Below are 18,386 nucleotides of genomic sequence, written 5' to 3' on the forward strand. Positions count from 1 at the left end.
TCAGGTCAGGGGCTTCTTGTAGAAGGTGGCGGAGTCTTGGTAGTCGAGGGCCAGGTAGAACGGGCCTGCTCGGCGGCTGGCTAGGGCGAGGTAGGCGGCGTCTTTCGACTTGGCCCATTGCTCGGCGTGTTCCATCAGCAGGCGGCCTATTCCGGACTGCCGCAGAGTTTCGTCGACCATGACTTCCTCGACCCAGGCGACGGGACCATTGGCGAGGAAGGTGAGGTGACTGTTGGCCAGCAGGTAGCCGACGATTCCAGCGTCAGCGGTCTCGGCAACCAGTAGCAGGGTGTCGGGTACGTCGACCAGCTGCTTCCAGGTCGCGTCGAACGCGGACCGTTCGGGAGTGAACGAGGTGGCGAACGCCTTGGCGAGCGGCCAGACGTGCTCGCCGTCTTCAAGACGGGCTGGACGGATGACCACCGATGGATCAGGCACTCAGTCTCCTGCGGGTAGGTCGGTCAGTAGTTTGCCGAGTTGTGGTGGGAAGACTGTTTCGGCGGTCTCGATCAGCTCCTGCGCGGTCCACCAACGGAACCCGAGGACCGTGGTGGTTTCGTACTCGCTCAGCTGTGCCGGTGCGGGCGTGAAGTGCGCGACGCGGTGCAGGAGCCATTCCTCGTGTACGTCGACGGTCTCGCCGTTGAACTCGTACGTGTGATCCCGCGTCCACACGTGGATCCCGGTCGGCAGATCGCGCAGACCGGTCTCATCGTACGCCTCGCGCGCGGCGGCGGCCTGCAGGGACTCGTCGGCCTCGACGCCGCCGCCGACCGGATACCAGCATTCGGCCTGGGTCTTCGGGTCCTTGGCGTGGATGAGGAGCACGCGATCCTCCTCGTCCAGCAGCAGAAGCTTGACCGCGAGCCTCACCATCAGAGGCTGACCCAGCGCCGGTACTTGTCCAGGTCGACGTTGCTGCCGCACACGATCGTGAACACCTGCCGTCCGGCGAAGCGGTCGCGGTCTTCGAGGATCGCGGCGATGCCGAGCGCGGCCGATGGTTCGACGACGAGGCCGGCGTGGTCGAGCAACATGCGCAGACCGATGACGATCGACGATTCCTGAACGAGTACGGCGTCATCGGCGACGACGAGGAGGTCGTCGAGGACCTCCGGGATGGGGATGCGGCCCGCGACGCCGTCGGCGATCGTTTTCGTCGCGTCGGTGGTGACGACGCGACGCTGATGCCAGGAGTGCGTCAACGCCGGTGCGCCGAGCGGCTGAACGCAGATCACCTCGGCCGCGGGCGCGAGCGTCTTCAGCACGTACCCCACCCCCGTCGCCAATGCGCCGCCGCCGAGCGCGATCAGCACCGCGGGGCGATCGCCCGGTTCGATCCGCGGCGCCAGTTCGAGTCCGATGGTTGCCGCGCCTTCGCACGTCTCGAGGTCCAGGCTGTCCTCGAGCAGCCGAATCCCGTCGTACTGCGCGATTGCGGCAGCCCGTTCGCGGGCGAGTTCGTGGTCGCCGTCGACGAGTTCGAGTTTGGCGCCGAGCGCGCGGATCCGGTCGAGTTTGGTCGTGGTCGCGAACTGTGAAGCGACGACCGTGACGTCGAGATCGCGGTCGCGGCTCGACCAGGCGAGAGCTTGGCCGAGGTTGCCGGCGCTCGCGCACACCACGGCTCGTGAGCCGCCGTGGGCGAGTTGGCTCGCGACGACCTCGGTGCCTCGGCCTTTGAAGCTGCGGACCGGGTTGGCCGTCTCGAGCTTGATGTTGATCGCGCAGCCGAGCAGCGGTTCCAGCGCTTCGCAGCGATACAAGGGACTGTCGAGGAACACCGGATCGATGACCTCATGGGCCGCGCGAATCCGATCCATGTCGAGCCGCGTCGCCTGCACGACCCGCAGCTTACGCAATCGCGCGGATGGATGGTCTGTGAACACCCGCCGGGGTAATACTTGTTCACCGCCCGCCCAGACCCCGCTGACGTCAGGTCAAGGCAGGCAGCCAGGGGTGGTTGGGGTGGCGGGGGGCGATGTGGTCGTGGAGCCAGGCGCGGCGGGTCGGATCCAGGTTGGCGGCGACGTCGTTGAAGTCGTCGGTGTCCTTCGGGCGGTCGCTGCGGGACTTGAACAGGAGCACGAGTTCCGGCGCGAGGTACGGGATGCCGTCGGTGGTCGTGAGCGTGATCTCGTCGAGCGGTTTGCGGACGGTGCCGCGGCCGCGGTGGTAGATCCAGTCGTCGCCGTCGGACGCAGCGAGGATGATGCGGACCGGGGCCGGGAACAGGTCGTCGGGGAACGCCAGTACGTCGGGGCCTGGCGTCAACGTCTCGCCTGGTTCCCAAGGGCGTTGGTCGCCGGTGTTCGGGTTCTCGACCGTGGGTCGCGGGTCGGTGAACGTGGCGGCGACCAGGTCGAGGTCGCGGGCCAGGACGAGTACGTCGACGTCGGTGTGCGGACGCCGTACCCGATCGGCGAACAGGTCGAGCGCCCACCCGCCGGCGATCCAGTAGCGGCTGGGGTAGGCGGCGAACAACGCCCGTACGGCGTTCAATACTTCGAGATGCATCGGGGACTCCCTCGCATGAGGTCGGATGCGGTGAGCCCCGGTGAGAGTCAGAGCCGCCAGAAGAAGATCCGAGGCGGCACCGCGCAGGAAACGCGCACAGCAACCACCTCCTCCTCGCCCTGACACTCAGCGCACGATCGTAGCGACGCCACGAGAGTCGAGCACGTGCTTTTCAGCCGTCCAGGAAGTCCCGGATGTGTTGTGCCCAGACTTCGGGTCGTTCGAAGTGGCACATGTGGGCGGTGTCGGGGATGACGGCCAGTTGGCTGGGGACGGCTTCGTGGAGGCGGTGGGCCAATTGGACGGGGAAGCCCATGTCCTTCTCGCCGTGCAGGATGAGGATGGGTTTCGCGAAGGCTCGGAGGATCTGTTCGGGATCGGCGGTGATCCACGGGTGCATGAGGCCGTTCATCGCGCGTTCGTACGACCAGTCGCCCTGGTCGGTGTCGAGGGATTCGAGCAGTTGCAGGTACGCCGGTGCGCGGGCGAGGTCCCACACGAAGATCGTCGAGTTGCGCAGGGTACCGTTCGCCTCGTCCTCGACCCGTTGGCGGCGCTGGTACTCGTCCCAGTCCACGAGGTAGGCAGCAGCATCCGCGGACGAGTACGCCGACGTCGACGCGAGCACCAACCGCCGTACCTGCTCCGGATGCTTGTGCACGAACTCCATCGCCGCCCGCCCACCCGTCGAGAACCCGACAAGGTCGACCGCCCCGAGCCCGAGTCTCTCGATCAGCCGATGCGTGTCCTGTACGACGTACTCCGGCTGCAGATCGTCGTCGGGCAACCCCCGGCTGCTCCGCCCGCACCCGCGGAAGTCGAACATCACCACGTGGTGATCCCGGGCCAACGGCTCGAACCCGGGCACCAGGTACCCGTGCCCGACATCAGGCCCGCCGTGCAGCACCACCACAGAAGGCCGATCGCTCCGCCGCCCGAGCTCCCGGACGAACAGCGTGACGCCTCCGACATCCACCAGCGCACCCATAGCGCAAGGATTCCAGGCCCTTCCGACAATACTGGTGCGATGGCGGAACTGGAGAAGTCGACCTGGACGGCGGCCGACTTCGAGGTGATGGGCTGGCACGACTGCCGCGTGCACGCGGTGAGCATCGGCGTCCGCGAGGCCGGGTTTCCCTGGCAGCGCGTACTGCTCGATCTCGACTACATCGTCCGGTGGGTGGATCCGGCGTTCGCGCAGCGGCACTTCACGTTCTGGATCGCGCCGTCGACCTTGGTGTTCGACGAGGCGTGGAACATCTCGGGCGAGCTCGAGCCGGCGAACGAGCTGCTCGAGATCGCCGACCTGCACCGGCTCGACCCACCCGACGACCGCCCGGACCCGCTGTGGCACCTCGAGGGCCACAACTTCGACCTCCGCCTCCGAGCACCCGGCTTCACGCAGTACGTCCGCACACCACCCGTCCACAGCAAGTCGCAGTACCTGACCCACCCCGAACGCGGCGGCCTCAGCTTCGCCGAACGCTCGTACGGTTGAGCCGCTGCTCGACTTCGGCCTCCTGACCATGCCCGGCGACCGGGTCTTCGACGCGGCCGCCAGCTGCGCCTACTCCCTGATCATCGCCAACGCCCACGACGAAGACCCCTACAACCGCGACACCCATGTCCCCCTGACCGCAAACATCTTCAACAGTCCCCGGGTCACGGCGCTGCTCAGCCGATAACGCAGAAGACCGTTCCGTCGGGGGCTTTCAGGACTACGAAGTCGGCATTGGGTGGGTAGGTCCAGTCTTCTACTCGTTCGGCGCCGAGGCCGATCAGACGGTCTACTTCGGCTTCCGTGGTTGAGGTTTCCTTGTCCACCCAGAGGTCGAGATGGGTACGGTCGGTGCTGTCCAGGTGGACTCTGGTGGCCGGGGTGCCGGGTGCTGGGGCGAGGAAATCCCCGTTGTCTGGATCGGGAGTGAGGTCGAGGGCCTGGCGCCAGAAGTCGGCCGCAGGGCCGGTGTCCGGGACGTTCAGGATGACTGCTCCGAGTCTGAGGGCCATGCCTCCCAGGCTTGCAGAAATGGAGGCGTAACGCAGCAGAAGATCACTGAGAGTTACCGACCTCACCGTCTGCTGTCCCGGCGGGGGTGACATCGATCTCGCAGTCCCCGTGCGAGTGGGTATCCGATAAGCAAGTAGGCTTGCGCGGGCGCTGCTTGGGGTGCCCATGCTGATACTTGTCGAAAGAACTCGCAGGGAACTCGAGGAGAAGACCGCGTGACTTCCCATCGCCCCGCGGCGGTTGTCATCATGGCCGCCGGTCTGGGCACCCGGATGAAATCGTCGACCCCGAAGGTGTTGCACGAGATCGGCGGGCGCAGTCTCGTCGGGCACGCCGTGCTGACCGCCCGGGCGCTCAGCCCCGAACACCTCGTGGTCGTGGTCGGCAACGGCCGCGAACTGGTCGAGGAACATCTCAAGGTCGTCGACCCGGAGGCCCGCACCGCCGTCCAGGAGCAGCAGCTGGGCACCGGCGACGCGGTCCGCGCCGGGCTGACCGCCGTACCGGCCGACTTCGACGGCTCGGTGATCGTGACGTCTGGCGACGTCCCGCTGCTCGAGGCGGAGACGCTGCACGACCTGATCGCCGAGCACGACAAGCACGGCAACGCGGTCACCGTCCTGACCGCGCGGGTCCCCGACCCGACCGGGTACGGGCGGATCGTGCAGGGCGCGGACGGCACCGTCGCCGCGATCGTCGAGCACAAGGACGCCACCCCCGAGCAGCGGGCGATCGACGAGATCAACGCCGGCATCTACGTCTTCGACGCGGCCACCCTGCGGGACGGTCTCAGCCGGCTCACCACCGACAACGCCCAGGGCGAGCTCTACCTGACCGACGTGATCAGCATCGCCCGGACCGACGGCAAGCGGGTCGGCTCGCATGTCACCGGCGACGCGATGCAGACCGAGGGCGTCAACGACCGGCTCCAGCTCGCCACGCTCCGCGCCGAGCTGAACCGCCGTACCCTCGTTCGCCTGATGCGCGAGGGCGTCACGATCGTCGACCCGAACACCACCTGGGTCGACCAGACCGTCGAGGTCGCCCGGGACGTCACCCTGCTGCCGAACACCCAGCTGCACGGCGCCACCACGGTCGGCAGCTGTACGACGATCGGCCCGGACACCACGCTGACGGACGTGGAGATCGGCGAGAACGCGACGATCATCCGGACGCACGGAACGCTCGCGGTGATCGGGGACGGCGCGTCGGTCGGCCCGTTCGCGTACCTGCGCCCGGGCACCAAGCTCGGCGTGAAGGGCAAGATCGGCACCTTCGTGGAGACCAAGAACTCCACCATCGGCGACGGCGCCAAGGTCCCGCACCTGACGTACGCCGGCGACGCCACGATCGGTGAGGGCACGAACATCGGCGCCGGCACGATCTTCGCGAACTACGACGGCCTCAAGAAGTACCCGACGCACATCGGCAAGCACTCGTTCATCGGCAGCCACTCGGTGATCGTGGCCCCGCGGACGATCGCGGACGGCGCATACCTGGCGGCCGGTACGGCGCTCACCGAGGACGTCGGCCCGGGCGAGATCGCGGTCGCACGCGGCCGGCAACGCAACATCAAGGGCTGGGTCGCCCGCAAGCGGCCCGGCACCAAGACCGCCGCGGCGGCCGAGGCGGCACTCGCCGACCAGCAGCCGGTGGACCAGCCGGACGAGCAGGCCTGAGCGGTACAGAATCAACGGGAGGCGCGGGCGATGAGCGGGATGAAACGAACCACCGAGAAGAACCTGATGGTTTTCTCCGGCCGGGCGCATCCCGGTCTCGCCGAGGAGGTGGCCACGGAGCTCGGGTCCGGCCTGGTCCCGACCCAGGCGTACGACTTCGCCAACGGCGAGATCTACGTCCGGTTCGAGGAGTCGGTCCGGGGCAGTGACGCGTTCGTGATCCAGAGTCACACCTCGCCGATCAACGAGTGGATCATGGAGCAGCTGATCATGGTCGACGCGCTGAAGCGGGCGTCGGCCAAGCGGATCACCGTGGTGCTCCCGTTCTACGGGTACGCGCGGCAGGACAAGAAGCACCGCGGCCGGGAGCCGATCTCGGCCCGGCTGATGGCCGACCTGTTCAAGACCGCGGGCGCGAACCGGCTGATCTGCGTGGACCTGCACACCTCGCAGATCCAGGGCTTCTTCGACGGCCCGGTCGACCACCTGATGGCACTGCCGATCCTGAGCGACTACGTGCGGCAGAAGTACGGCGACCAGCAACTGGCCGTGGTGTCGCCGGACGCCGGCCGGATCAAGGTGGCCGAGCAGTGGTCGGCGCGGCTGAACAACGCGCCGCTGGCCTTCATCCACAAGACCCGCGACATCGACCGACCGAACGAGACGGTCGCGAACCGGGTCGTCGGTGAGGTCAAGGGCCGGGTCTGCATCCTGGTCGACGACATGATCGACACCGCCGGCACCATCACCAAGGCGGCCGACGCGCTGTACGCCGAGGGCGCCGCGGGCGTGGTCATCGCCGCGACGCACGCGATCCTGTCCGGGCCCGCGGTGGACCGGCTGAAGAACTGCCAGGCCAGCGAGGTGATCGTCACCAACACGCTGCCGATCGCCGAGGAGCGCCGCTTCGACAAGCTCACCGAACTGTCGATCGCGCCGCTGATCAGCCGAGCCATCCGCGAGGTCTTCGAGGACGGCTCGGTGACCAGCCTCTTCGACGGCCGCGCCTAACTTTCGGCGGCGGCCCGGCGCCACGCGTAGTACGCGATGGCGATCCCGCCGGCCGCCATCGGGATCTGCACGGCCAGCCCGATCCACCCGTTCCCCGGGACCACGAAGCTGATCACGACGAACAGCACGAGCAGCGGAACCCAGCGCGGTACGGCGTGCGACCGCCACAACCCGACCACCTGGATCACTGTTCCGAGGGCGACCACCAGCGCGCCGGCGAGCAGCGGACCGAACAGGTGCAGCAGGTCGTCGTTCGCGTTGTCGATCACCGCGCCGCCGGTCGTGGCATCGACCCCGGTGGCGACGTAGTACGTCGCTGCGAGCACGCCGACACCGACCGCCTGGAACGCGATCCCGATCCACATCAGAAAGCCGCCGGTCGTGGCCCAGGCCGCACCGCGCTCGCGGACGAGGTAGGTGGTGAGGAAGGCCTGAGCCGGTACGCCGAGGAGCGCGCTCACGCTCAGGACGACCAGCAGGCCCCACCAGCGGTCCCGCAGCGGCTGGATGTCGGCATACGAGTAGGTCTCGCCGCCGCCGGACGGTTCGGGCCAGAGCACGCCGCCAGGCGTCGCGATGACGTTGCTGATGGTGAGTACGAGGCCGATCGCGCCGATGCGCCGGCGGGTGACAGGATCGGCAGGTACGACGTTCGGCCGGACAGTTGTGGTGGACATCGGGACCCCTCCCGCGAGTAATTCGGACAGCTCCAGCGAACGTCCTCAGGGCCGGTCGGCACATCGCAGGGAGCACGGACCCGGATCTCCGTGCCAGCTCGGAGTCGATCCGGCCGAAACCGGCCTTACCCTGACGACATGCGGTGGCCGCGGTGGGTCGCGCTCGGTTCCTTCCTGCTGGCTTTGACGCTGGTAGCGGGAAGCTCCTGGCTGCTGGTCGCGTACCGCACCGGCCCGCACACGCTGCGGAACTTCATCGGCCTGGCCGCGATCGGAACCGCGATCGCGGCAATCGGGCTCGCGGTCACCCGCCGGCAGCCGGCCAACCCGGTCGGGGCGATCCTCGGCTGGATCGGCGCGATCGCCGTGTTCCTGATCGCGCGCGATGTCTACTACAACGCCGTCGTACACGATCCGGGGCGCTTGCCACTCGACAGCCGGGTGGTCGCCTGGCTCGACGAAAGCGGCTGGTGGCTGCTGGTCGCGGTCGCGTTCCTGCTGCTCTACTTCCCGACGGGTCAGCTGGTGAGTCGTCGGTGGCGAGTGGTTCCCCTGGCGCTGCTGGTGCTCGGCGTAGGCCAGCAGGCCTTCGGTGCGTTCGCCTCGGAACCGTTCCTGTCGCCACTCCAGCATGTGCCTCGGCCGTACCTCCCGCTGTCCGGCGTCCTTGCCGTGCTGAGCGAGGTCGTGTTCTTCGGATTCCTGGCGCTCTGTCTCACCGCGGTCGTTCCCGTGGCGATCCGGTACCGCGGCTCGACCGGCGCAGTCCGTGCGCAGCTGAAATGGCTGCTGCTCGCGGGCCTGGCCGCCGTCGTCTACCCGCTCGTGTGCCTGGCCGAGATCCTGGTCACCGGTCGCAGCGGCATCGTGGCAACCGCCTTCGGGATCCTCGCACTGGTGTCCATCCCGGCCTCCGTCGCCGTGGCCATGCTCCGGCACGATCTGTACGACGTCGACCGGGTGCTGGCTGACACCGTCAGCTACAGCATCGTGATGGTCGTCCTGCTGGGCACGTACGCCGTCGCAGCCGTCTCACTCGGATTGGTACTGGGGCGCGACTCGGCCCTGGTCGCCGCCGCAGCGACTGCCGTCTGCGCGTTGATCCTGGCGCCGTTGCGAACCCGGCTGCAGCGCGCAGTCGATCGGCGGCTCTACCCGCCGCGACGGGCTGCCCTGCTGGCGATCGAGGATCTGCAGCGGCGGATCCACACCGAGCAGGCCCAGCCGGAGGACCTCGAGTCCGCGCTGCGGGGCGCGCTTCGCGATCCGGCTCTTCGCGTCGGTCTGCTGGTCCCGGGCGCGTCCGGCTTCGTCGACGCAGCAGGTGCACCGGTGGCCGGGCCGCGGCTGGTCCCGGTGCTGTTGGGCGGCGAGCAGATCGGCGTACTCGCGTCCGGCACGACGTCTCCCGCCGTACTGAAGGCTGTGGCCGCCGCGGCCGCCAGTCTGGTGGAGGTGACCCGGTTGCGCGCGGAGCTGGCCGGTGCATTGCGCGAGGTGGCCGCGAGCCGCGCGCGGCTGGTGCAGGCCGGTGACGAGGAGCGGCGGCGGCTGGAGCGTGATCTGCACGACGGCGCGCAGCAGCGGCTGGTCGCGTTGGGTATGGCGCTACGGCTTGCTCAGCGGCATCTGGACGACGGGACGGTCGACGTGAACGGGCTGCTCGACCAAGGCGTCGCCGAGCTCGGTACGGCGGTCGCCGAGTTGCGGCAGATCGCCCACGGCCTGCGCCCGACCAGCCTGGACGACGGGCTGCACGCCGCGTTGAGCGCGATCACCCAGTCGCTGCCGATACCGGTCCAGTTGCAGATCCCGGCCGATCTTCCCGACGAGTTGGCGACGACGGCGTACTTCGTGGCCGCCGAGGCGGTGACGAACGCGGCGAAGTACGCCAATGCCACGTCGATCGTGGTCCGGGTGGCGCGGTCGGCCGATGCGATGCGGGTCCGGATCGAGGACGACGGGTGCGGGGGAGCCGTACCGCGGCCGGGTTCCGGCCTGAGCGGACTGCTGGATCGGGTTGCGGCGGTCGGCGGTGCGCTGGAGCTGAGGAGTCCGGCCGGCCGCGGTACGACGGTGGAGGCGGTGCTGCCGTGCGAATCGTGATCGGCGAGGACTCGGCGTTGTTCCGGGAAGGGCTCGCGCGTCTCCTGGCCGATGCGGGGCACGAGATCGCAGGCCTGGCCGCGGATGCCACGAGCCTGGTGACCGTGGTGGCGGAGACCCGTCCGGACCTGGCCGTCATCGACGTCCGGATGCCGCCCGACGGGACCGACGACGGTGCACGGGCCGCCCGCCGGCTGCGGGTGCTGAACCCAGAGCTCGGGATCGTCCTGCTCTCCCAGCACGTCGAGACCCGGCACTCCGTCGAACTGGTCGCGACCGGCCGCTTCGGCTACCTGCTCAAGGACCGCGTGCTGGCGGTCGACGAGTTCCTGGACGCCCTGGACCGGGTCGCGGCCGGTGGGTCGGCCCTCGATCCGGAGGTCGTCAGCCGGTTGATCGGCCGGCGGCAGGCCGACGACCGCCTCGCGCCGCTGACCCCGCGTGAGCGCGAGGTACTCGCGCTGATGGCCGAGGGTTGCACCAACGTCGGCATCGGCCGGCGGCTGTTCCTGACCGAGCGGACCGTCGAAACGCACGTCGGCAGCATCCTGGCGAAGCTCGGCCTGCTCACCAACGACGAACAGCACCGCCGGGTGCTCGCGGTCCTCGCCTATCTTGGAGGGCACTGACCGCTCTCCCGAAGGACTGGCGCCATGCGAATCGCTGTCTTCCACCCAGGAGCGATGGGCTCGAAGCTCGCGGTGCAGTTGGTCGCCGCCGGCCACGAGGTGCGCTGGGTGCCGGACGGTCGCAGTGCCGCGTCGAAGGCGCGGGCCGAGGAGGCCGGGCTGATCGGTGCATCGTTCGCCGATGCGGTCGGTGGCGCCGAGGCGGTGCTCTGTTCTTGTGCGCCGCAAGGGGCGGTCGACATCGCCAAGCAGGTCGGCGCTGCGGGCTTCGCCGGCTTGTACGTCGAGGCGAATCCGCTGTCCCCGGCATCGCTGCGTGAGGCCCAGTCCGCCGTACCTGATGCGACGTTCGTCGACGCCGGCGTGGTCGGGCCGCCGCCGACTGGTGGGCCTAGCCCGACGCATCTGATGCTGTCCGGTACGGCGGCCGACCAGGTCGCCACGTTGTGGGCCGGTACCGCGGTCACCCCGATGGTGGTCGGCTCCGAACCAGGTGCGGCCAGCGCGGCGAAATCGTCGTACGCGCTGTACAACAAGGGCAAAGCGGCGCTGGCCGTGCTCGCCTTCCAGTTGGCCGAGAAGCACGGTGTCACCGAGGCGCTGATCGCCCAGCAGACCCGCGCCGATGCCGGCTCCCTGAAGGACCCGGCCCTCCCGGAACAACTCCGCAGCGTCGCCTGGCGCTGGGGCCCCGAGTTCGACGAACTGGCCGAGACCTTGGACGCCGCAGGACTCGAAGGCGACGCGGCCCGAGCCCTCCGACAGGTCTGGACCAGACTCAGCTGAACCTCCGGAAAAGCGGTCACCGCAAGCCTGTCGTACCGGGAGCAAAGTGCCTCGGGCGGACGGATTTCCCGTCTGGCCGGGCTCGTGGGTAGACTGTTTTGGTTGCCTCGGCGAGGGACGCCCCCCGGAACTGTTGGGCGCGGCTCCGTGATCGACGCGGTGGTTCGTTGCCTGACGCCTTCTCGGGGTCAGCAGGCGCCCGCTGAGGCCGCAGCCGAGTTCCATCCAGCCAACAGATCACCGCAACGCTTTTGAGGAGTTCATCTCGTGGCCGAGGTCAAGATCCACGCCGAATCGCGTACGGAGTTCGGTAAGGGAGCTGCCCGCCGAATCCGCCGGGACAACAAGGTGCCCGCCGTCCTCTACGGCCACGGCACGGACCCGGTGCACATCACGCTGCCCGGTCACGACACCATGCTGGCCCTGAAGACCGCCAACGCCCTGCTGCTGATCGAGGTCGAGGGCAGCGAGTCCCACCTGGCGCTGCCGAAGCAGGTGCAGCGCGACCCGATCAAGGGCTTCATCGAGCACGTGGACCTGGTCATCGTCCGCCGCGGCGAGAAGGTCCAGGTCGACATCGCGGTGCACCTCGAGGGCGAGGCCGTCAGCGACGCCCTGGTCGTCCTGGAAGCGCAGAGCATCCTGGTCGAGGCCGAGGCGACGCACATCCCCGACGGTGTCACCGTCTCGATCGAGGGCCTGGAGGTCGGCGCCCAGATCCACGCGTCGGATCTGCAGCTGCCGACCGGTACGACGCTGGCCATCGAGCCGGACACCCTGGTCGTGAACGTCACCGCGCAGCCGACCGCCGAGCAGGTCGACGCGGAGATGGCCGAGGCCGAGGCCGAGGCGGGCGTGCAGCGGGACGAGCCGACCGCCGCCGAGGAGCCGGTGGCCGCCGCGGCCGAGTAGTCTGCACTCGGCAGCAGCAGCTGAACTTCAGGAGGGCCGGGATCCGTGGCGGACGACGTGTGGTTGGTCGTCGGACTGGGGAATCCCGGCCCTTCGTATGCCCGCACCCGGCACAACATCGGGCACCTGGTCGCCGACGAGCTGGCGGCCCGGACCGGTGCGAAGTGGAAGCAGAGCAAGCAGGTCAAGTCCGAGGTGATCGAGACCCGGATCAGTGGCCTGCGGACGGTCCTGGCCAAGCCCCGCTCGTACATGAACGAATCCGGCGGGCCCGTCTCCGGGTTGCTGAAGTTCTTCAAGCTCGACCCGGCCAACCTGGTCGTGCTGCACGACGAGCTGGACATCGACTTCGGGGTGCTGCGGTGCAAGTTCGGCGGCGGCGACAACGGCCACAACGGGCTGAAATCGCTGCGGAAATCGCTTGGCACCGGTGAGTACTATCGAGTTCGGTTCGGTGTGGGTCGTCCGCCGGGCCGGCAGGCGCCCGCCGACTTCGTCCTGAACGAGTTCTCCTCGACCGAACGCAAGGACCTCCCGTTCGCCGTCGACCGGACCGCGGACGCTGTCGAGTCCCTGCTCACCGACGGCCTCGAAGCAACTCAAGGGAAGTACAACTCGTGAAGCTCAGCGGTCTGGTCGACACCCTGATCACCGATCCGGTGGTGGCCGAGGCCGTTCGTGATGCCCGCGGTGACAGCGTCACGACCCTCGACCTGAGCGCACCCACACCGGTGCGCCCGGTCCTGCTCGCCGCGCTGGCCGCGGCCCAGAACGGCGCCGGCCGCCCGGTGCTCGCCGTCACCGCCACCTTCCGCGAGGCCGAGGAGCTCACCGAGGCCCTCCAGTGCCTCGTCGAGGAGCCCGGCACGGTCGCCTACTACCCGGCCTGGGAGACGCTCCCGCACGAGCGCCTGTCGCCGCGCTCGGACACGGTCGGCCGGCGGCTCGCCGTACTGCGTCGTCTCGTGCATCCGGATCCGTCCGACGAGACGACCGGTCCGATCCGGATCCTGGTCGCGCCGGTGCGGTCCGTGCTGCAGCCGCAGGTCGCCGGACTCGCGGACCTGCGGCCGGTGCAGCTGCACGTCGGCGACACGGTCGAGCTCGAGGACGTCGTCGAGCGGCTCGCTGCCGCGGCGTACCACCGGGTGGACCTGGTCGAGCGGCGCGGTGAGTTCGCGGTCCGCGGCGGCATCATCGACGTCTTCCCGCCGACCGAGGAGCACCCGCTGCGGGTGGACTTCTTCGGCGACGACGTCGAGGAGATCCGGTACTTCGCGGTCGCCGACCAGCGCTCGCTCGAGATCGCCGAGCACGGTCTGTGGGCCCCGCCGTGCCGCGAGCTGCTGCTGACCGACGAGGTCCGCGCGCGGGCCGCCGAACTGGCGAAGGACCACCCCGAGCTGGCCGAGCTGTTCGAGAAGCTCGCCGAAGGGCATGCCGTCGAGGGCATGGAGTCGCTGGCGCCGGTGCTCGTCGACGAGATGGAGCTGCTGGTCGACCTGATGCCGGCCGGTACGCACGTGGTTGTGAGCGACCCCGAGCGGGTGCGGGCACGGGCGCACGACCTGGTGGCGACCAGCCAGGAGTTCCTGGAGGCGTCGTGGGCCGCGGCTGCCGGTGGTGGCGAAGCCCCGATCGACTTGGGTGCGGCGGCGTACATGTCGCTCGGCGACGTTCGGTCGCAGGCCCTGGGCAGAGGCCTGGCCTGGTGGAGCCTGTCGCCGTTCGCGGCCGCGCCGACCGACGCGCCCGAGCTCCGGGACTCGATGGGGGAGCGGGTCGCGTTCGACATCGACACCGAGGCCGGTGCTGTCACCAGCAGGATCCTCGCCGCGCACGAGGTCACCCCGTACCGCGGTGAGACCGCGGCGGCGGCCGAGGACATCCGCGGCTGGCTGCGGGACGGCTGGCGGGTCGTCTGCGTCACCGAGGGTCACGGTCCCGCACAGCGCCTGGCCGAAGTGTTCTCCGAGGCCGAGTTGCCGGCGCGGGCGGTCGAAGGGATCGAGGAGATCCCCGAGCCCGGCGTCGTACTGATCTCACAGGGGCAGCTCGAGCACGGGTTCATTGCCGACGGCATCAAGTTCGCGGTGCTCACCGAGAACGACCTGGCCGGCCAGCGCTCGGCGGCCGAACGCCGTTCCCAGCAACGGATGCCGTCGCGCCGCAAGAAGACGATCGACCCGCTCGAGCTGCAGCCGGGCGACTTCGTCGTGCACGAGCAGCACGGCGTCGGCCGGTACGTCGAGATGATGCAGCGGACCGTCGGCTCCGGCTCGCAGAAGGCCACCCGCGAGTACGTCGTGATCGAGTTCGCGCCGAGCAAGCGCGGACAACCCGGCGACCGGCTGTACGTGCCGACCGACCAGCTCGACCAGGTCACCCGGTACGTCGGTGGCGAGCAGCCGAGCCTGGACAAGATGGGCGGCGGCGACTGGGCCAAGCGCAAGGGCCGCGCCCGCAAGGCGGTCCGGCAGATCGCCGGCGAGCTCATCAAGCTGTACGCCGCGCGCCAGGCGACCAAGGGCCACGCGTTCGCCAAGGACACCCCGTGGCAGCGGGAGCTGGAGGACGCGTTCCCGTTCGTGGAGACGCCCGACCAGCTCGCCACCATCGACGACGTCAAGCACGACATGGAACGGGTCATGCCGATGGACCGGATCGTCTGCGGCGACGTCGGCTACGGCAAGACGGAGATCGCCGTACGCGCGGCCTTCAAGGCGGTGCAGGACGGCAAGCAGGTCGCCGTACTCGTCCCGACGACGCTGCTCGTGCAGCAGCACTACGCGACCTTCGCCGAGCGGTACGCCGCCTTCCCGGTCAACGTCGCCCCGCTGTCGCGGTTCCAGACCGACAAGGAGGCCAAGGCGACGATCGACGGTCTCGCCGACGGGTCGGTCGACGTGGTGATCGGGACGCACCGGCTGTTCAGCGGCGAGGTCGCGTTCAAGGACCTCGGGCTGGTCGTGGTCGACGAGGAGCAGCGGTTCGGCGTCGAGCACAAGGAGCAGCTGAAGCGGCTGCGGACCGCGGTCGACGTACTGACGATGTCCGCGACCCCGATCCCGCGGACGCTGGAGATGTCGATCACCGGCATCCGCGAGATGTCCACGATCGCCACCCCGCCGGAGGAGCGGCACCCGGTGCTGACCTTCGTCGGTGCCTACGAGGAAGGCCAGGTGACCGCCGCGATCCGGCGCGAGCTGCTCCGCGAGGGTCAGGTCTTCGTCGTCCACAACCGGGTGAACACGATCGAGAAGGCGGCCGCGCGGATCCGCCAGCTGGTGCCCGAGGCGCGCGTCAGCGTCGCGCACGGCCAGATGAACGAGCACACCCTCGAGAACGTCATCCAGGGCTTCTGGGAGAAGCAGTTCGACGTGATCGTGTGTACGACGATCGTCGAGTCCGGGATCGACATCTCGAACGCGAACACGATGATCGTCGAGCGCGCCGACCTGCTCGGCCTGTCCCAGCTGCACCAGCTCCGCGGCCGGGTCGGTCGCGGCCGGGAGCGTGCGTACGCGTACTTCTTCTTCCCGCCGGAGAAGCCGCTGACCGAGACGGCGCACGACCGGCTGGCCACCATCGCGCAGCACTCGGACCTGGGCGGCGGTATGGCGGTCGCGATGAAGGACCTGGAGATCCGCGGAGCCGGCAACCTGCTCGGCGGCGAGCAGTCCGGGCACATCGCGGACGTCGGCTTCGACCTGTACGTCCGGCTGGTCGGCGAGGCGGTCGCGGAGTACCGCGGCGACACCCAGGCCGAGGAGCCCGAGGTCAAGATCGAGCTGCCGATCGACGCCCACCTGCCGCACGACTACATCCCGTCCCAGCGGTTGCGCCTGGAGATGTACCAGCGGCTGGCCGCCGTACGGGACGCCGACGGAATCGCCGAACTGGTCGAGGAACTGCACGACCGGTACGGCGACATTCCGCAGCCGGTGCTGAACCTGATCGAGGTGGCGAAGTTCCGCAACCACGCCCGCCGGGCGGGGCTGCACGACGTCACGCTGCAAGGGAACCTGATCCGGTTCGGGCCGGTCGAACTGCCCGACTCGAAGGTCCTCCGGCTGAACAGGCTGTACCCGAAGAGTCTGGTGAAGCCGCAACTGCATACCATTCTGGTGCCGAGACCAGCCACCAGGCCGGTCGGCGGTCAGCCGCTCCGCGACCAGGAGCTGCTGCAATGGTGCACCCGGTTGATCGACGACGTGATCGCCGAACCTATTGTGGTGCCGGCGTGAAAAGGCCCGACCGGGGCGGCGGGGCGGGGCAGAACAACATGGCGATTTGCGAGGAGATTCGGTGAGCACACGGCTTCGGGCTCTCGGTGCGGTGGTGGCGACGGTGCTGCTGACCGGCGGCTGTGCGGCGGGTACCCACCCGGGCGCGGCGGCGGTGATCGGTGACACCGAGATCAGCATCGGCGACGTCGACAAGACCTCGCGCGCTGTCGGCGCGGCGCTCGGTGAGGCCTACCCGGACCAGGCCGCGCTGAACGGGATGGTCAGCAACGAGCTGGCGGCGCAGGTCGGGAAGCAGAAGGCGATCCCGGTCACCGACGCGGAGATCGCCGACGCGGCCAAGAACGCCGTCGCGCCGAGCCCCGAGGCGTACCAGAAGCTGCAGGCCGATCCGGCGTCCCGCGCCTTCCTGGACAACCTCGCCGCGACGCTGATCGTCACGATCAAGCTCGCCGGCGGTAAGGGCATCCATGACACGGACGGTCAGCAGAAGGCGCAGGAGGGCCTGCAGGCCCTGAACGCCGCCTCCAAGGACATCAAGGTCACGGTCGCGCCGCGCTTCGGTCAGTGGAGCGACGGCCGGCTCGACACGGCGATCTCCGGGTCGCTGTCCAAGGAGTCCGACCAGACCGAGGCCAAGCGCAAGGCAGCCGAGGCCGCCCAGCAGCAGGGCCAGGGCTGAGACAGCCGAGCCCGGTGACCGACGTACGTGAGGGTTCCGGCCGGATCACTGTCCTGCTGACCAGCCCACGGGTGGCGCCGGGCCTGCTCACGCGGGCGGCCTGGCAGTCCCTGACCGACGCCGACGAGATCGGCGCCGCGTCGGGCGCTGACGGCCACGTGTTGCGCTCCGACGTACAGGCGGTTGTCGGGTCCGGGCTTGCTGTCACTCAGGTCGAGGGCGGTATCGGCGAGCACTGGACCTGGTTGTCGTCCGCGGCCGAGGCCGGCCGCGACGTAGCGTGGCTCGTCGGCGACGACGGCGAGCCGGGTCTGCTGCGCGTCGTCGCCGATCAGGTGGCGCGTGACCCGCGCCCGGCGTACGAGGTGGAGATCCAGCACGGCTCGTACGACGTACCCGGAGCCAGGCTGATCGATCTGGTCCGGGTGATGGACCGGATCCGCCGGGACTGTCCGTGGACGCAGCAGGAGACGCACGAGAGCCTGGCGAAGTACCTGCTCGAAGAGACGTACGAGACCCTCGAGGCGCTCGACACCGGCGATCGCAGCCATCTCCGTGAGGAACTGGGCGACCTGCTCCTTCAGGTCGCGCTGAACTCGCGGATCGCCGAGGAGGACCCCGACGAAGGGTTCACGATCGACGACGTGGCCGGCGGCATCGTCGAGAAGCTGATTCGCCGCCACCCGCACGTTTTCGGCACTGTGGACGCCACGGACGTCGCCGCGGTCGAGGCCAACTGGGAAGCGATCAAGGCCACCGAGAAGCAGCGCTCCTCGGTCCTCGAAGGTATCCCGCTCGCCCTGCCCGCCCTCGCCCTCGCCGACAAGGTCCTCGGCCGCGCCGGCAAGGTCCTCCCCGCCGAGCCCGCCCTGCCCGAGCCCTCGAGCGACGCCGACCGGATCGGGCAGCAACTCCTCGGCCTCGTGCACGAGGCCCGCGCCCTGAACGTCGACGCCGAACAGGCCCTCCGCGCCGCCCTCAACCAGTTGATGACCGAGATCCGCGCGGCCGAGACTCCCAGCTGAATTACACACCGTGAACTTGTTGCCACAGACACGTACCTAGGTCTACCGTCTGGTAGCGACGCGACTGGGGGGTCGAGCAGCGCGGCGGGGGTGCCGCGCCATCC

General features: G+C 69.2%; 19 protein-coding genes. 12 read left to right on the forward strand and 7 right to left on the reverse strand.

Annotation, left to right across the window (positions count from 1 at the left end; translation table 11 throughout):
- From EV647_RS23710 to EV647_RS23730, 5 genes are all read right to left on the reverse strand, one after another.
- Positions 1–438, reverse strand: coding sequence for a GNAT family N-acetyltransferase (locus tag EV647_RS23710; RefSeq protein ID WP_134006416.1), 438 nt, complete (start codon positions 436–438; stop codon positions 1–3).
- On the reverse strand, positions 439–873 hold the full coding sequence (locus EV647_RS23715) for an NUDIX hydrolase (protein WP_166680421.1): 435 nt from the start codon (positions 871–873) through the stop codon (positions 439–441).
- A gap of 2 nt (positions 874–875) precedes the next feature.
- Positions 876–1,844 carry a threonine/serine dehydratase gene (locus EV647_RS23720; RefSeq protein WP_134006420.1) on the reverse strand — a complete coding sequence of 323 codons (969 nt, stop codon included), beginning with the start codon at positions 1,842–1,844 and terminating at the stop codon, positions 876–878.
- A 91-nt stretch (positions 1,845–1,935) separates the two neighbouring features.
- Positions 1,936–2,517: an amino acid transporter gene (locus EV647_RS23725; protein ID WP_134006422.1), complete on the reverse strand. Its 582-nt coding sequence runs from the start codon at positions 2,515–2,517 to the stop codon at positions 1,936–1,938.
- A 172-nt stretch (positions 2,518–2,689) separates the two neighbouring features.
- Positions 2,690–3,505 (reverse strand): alpha/beta fold hydrolase, encoded by an 816-nt coding sequence (locus EV647_RS23730; RefSeq protein WP_134006424.1) that lies wholly within the window; start codon positions 3,503–3,505, stop codon positions 2,690–2,692.
- Between the two features lie 39 nt (positions 3,506–3,544).
- Between EV647_RS23730 and EV647_RS23735 the strand changes: the two genes are divergently transcribed.
- Together EV647_RS23735 and EV647_RS42145 are read left to right on the forward strand one after the other, a co-directional pair.
- Entirely contained in the window at positions 3,545–4,015 is a 471-nt protein-coding gene (locus tag EV647_RS23735; RefSeq protein ID WP_134006426.1) for a hypothetical protein, read from the forward strand.
- Between the two features lie 28 nt (positions 4,016–4,043).
- On the forward strand, positions 4,044–4,202 hold the full coding sequence (locus EV647_RS42145; protein ID WP_166680422.1) for a hypothetical protein: 159 nt from the start codon (positions 4,044–4,046) through the stop codon (positions 4,200–4,202).
- Here the strand turns inward: EV647_RS42145 and EV647_RS23740 are convergent.
- The gene (locus EV647_RS23740) at positions 4,192–4,527 is read right to left on the reverse strand and encodes a VOC family protein (RefSeq protein WP_134006428.1); all 336 of its coding nucleotides are present in this window, start codon (positions 4,525–4,527) and stop codon (positions 4,192–4,194) included. The two genes, EV647_RS42145 and EV647_RS23740, sit on opposite strands and share 11 nt — an antisense overlap.
- A 216-nt stretch (positions 4,528–4,743) precedes the next feature.
- On the opposite strand from EV647_RS23740, the gene glmU reads away from it, so the two are divergent.
- Positions 4,744–6,207 (forward strand): bifunctional UDP-N-acetylglucosamine diphosphorylase/glucosamine-1-phosphate N-acetyltransferase GlmU, encoded by a 1,464-nt coding sequence (glmU, locus tag EV647_RS23745; protein WP_134006430.1) that lies wholly within the window; start codon positions 4,744–4,746, stop codon positions 6,205–6,207.
- Between the two features lie 30 nt (positions 6,208–6,237).
- A complete protein-coding gene (locus EV647_RS23750) occupies positions 6,238–7,218 on the forward strand; it encodes a ribose-phosphate diphosphokinase (protein WP_130384252.1) in 981 nt (326 codons plus the stop codon).
- Here the strand turns inward: EV647_RS23750 and EV647_RS23755 are convergent.
- Complete coding sequence (locus tag EV647_RS23755) at positions 7,215–7,895, reverse strand: hypothetical protein (protein WP_134006432.1); 681 nt, start codon at positions 7,893–7,895, stop codon at positions 7,215–7,217. The genes EV647_RS23750 and EV647_RS23755 overlap by 4 nt on opposite strands.
- A 138-nt stretch (positions 7,896–8,033) precedes the next feature.
- Here EV647_RS23755 and EV647_RS23760 point away from each other — a divergent pair, with 138 nt between their 5' ends.
- The 8 genes from EV647_RS23760 (at position 8,034) to EV647_RS23795 (ending at position 18,282) form a co-directional block, all read left to right on the forward strand.
- Entirely contained in the window at positions 8,034–10,001 is a 1,968-nt protein-coding gene (locus EV647_RS23760; RefSeq protein ID WP_134006434.1) for a histidine kinase, read from the forward strand.
- Positions 9,989–10,630 (forward strand): response regulator transcription factor, encoded by a 642-nt coding sequence (locus EV647_RS23765; protein WP_134006436.1) that lies wholly within the window; start codon positions 9,989–9,991, stop codon positions 10,628–10,630. The genes EV647_RS23760 and EV647_RS23765 overlap by 13 nt, the downstream gene beginning before the upstream one ends.
- Before the next feature lie 24 nt (positions 10,631–10,654).
- On the forward strand, positions 10,655–11,416 hold the full coding sequence (locus EV647_RS23770; RefSeq protein WP_134006438.1) for a DUF1932 domain-containing protein: 762 nt from the start codon (positions 10,655–10,657) through the stop codon (positions 11,414–11,416).
- Positions 11,417–11,683: 267 nt separating this feature from the next.
- Complete coding sequence (locus EV647_RS23775) at positions 11,684–12,328, forward strand: 50S ribosomal protein L25/general stress protein Ctc (RefSeq protein ID WP_133782881.1); 645 nt, start codon at positions 11,684–11,686, stop codon at positions 12,326–12,328.
- Between the two features lie 45 nt (positions 12,329–12,373).
- The gene (pth, locus tag EV647_RS23780) at positions 12,374–12,949 is read left to right on the forward strand and encodes an aminoacyl-tRNA hydrolase (protein WP_131468239.1); all 576 of its coding nucleotides are present in this window, start codon (positions 12,374–12,376) and stop codon (positions 12,947–12,949) included.
- Positions 12,946–16,575: a transcription-repair coupling factor gene (gene mfd / locus EV647_RS23785; protein WP_134006440.1), complete on the forward strand. Its 3,630-nt coding sequence runs from the start codon at positions 12,946–12,948 to the stop codon at positions 16,573–16,575. The genes pth and mfd overlap by 4 nt, the downstream gene beginning before the upstream one ends.
- Before the next feature lie 61 nt (positions 16,576–16,636).
- A complete protein-coding gene (locus EV647_RS23790; RefSeq protein WP_134006442.1) occupies positions 16,637–17,257 on the forward strand; it encodes a hypothetical protein in 621 nt (206 codons plus the stop codon).
- 14 nt (positions 17,258–17,271) lie between these two features.
- Positions 17,272–18,282: a MazG family protein gene (locus tag EV647_RS23795; protein WP_134006445.1), complete on the forward strand. Its 1,011-nt coding sequence runs from the start codon at positions 17,272–17,274 to the stop codon at positions 18,280–18,282.
- The last annotated feature ends 104 nt before the right edge of the window (positions 18,283–18,386 follow it).

The organism is Kribbella sp. VKM Ac-2566 (genome assembly GCF_004366005.1).
GTDB classification, from domain to species: domain Bacteria; phylum Actinomycetota; class Actinomycetes; order Propionibacteriales; family Kribbellaceae; genus Kribbella; species Kribbella pratensis.

Bases quoted from the DNA above. Each gene is read 5' to 3' on its own strand.
- EV647_RS23725 (WP_134006422.1), bottom strand. From the start codon at position 2,517: ATGCATCTCGAAGTATTGAACGCCGTACGGGCGTTGTTCGCCGCCTAC.
- EV647_RS23740 (WP_134006428.1), bottom strand. From the start codon at position 4,527: ATGGCCCTCAGACTCGGAGCAGTCATCCTGAACGTCCCGGACACCGGC.
- EV647_RS23770 (WP_134006438.1), top strand. From the start codon at position 10,655: ATGCGAATCGCTGTCTTCCACCCAGGAGCGATGGGCTCGAAGCTCGCG.
- EV647_RS42145 (WP_166680422.1), top strand. From the start codon at position 4,044: ATGCCCGGCGACCGGGTCTTCGACGCGGCCGCCAGCTGCGCCTACTCC.
- EV647_RS23755 (WP_134006432.1), bottom strand. From the start codon at position 7,895: ATGTCCACCACAACTGTCCGGCCGAACGTCGTACCTGCCGATCCTGTC.
- EV647_RS23760 (WP_134006434.1), top strand. From the start codon at position 8,034: ATGCGGTGGCCGCGGTGGGTCGCGCTCGGTTCCTTCCTGCTGGCTTTG.
- EV647_RS23730 (WP_134006424.1), bottom strand. From the start codon at position 3,505: ATGGGTGCGCTGGTGGATGTCGGAGGCGTCACGCTGTTCGTCCGGGAG.
- EV647_RS23735 (WP_134006426.1), top strand. From the start codon at position 3,545: ATGGCGGAACTGGAGAAGTCGACCTGGACGGCGGCCGACTTCGAGGTG.
- EV647_RS23750 (WP_130384252.1), top strand. From the start codon at position 6,238: ATGAGCGGGATGAAACGAACCACCGAGAAGAACCTGATGGTTTTCTCC.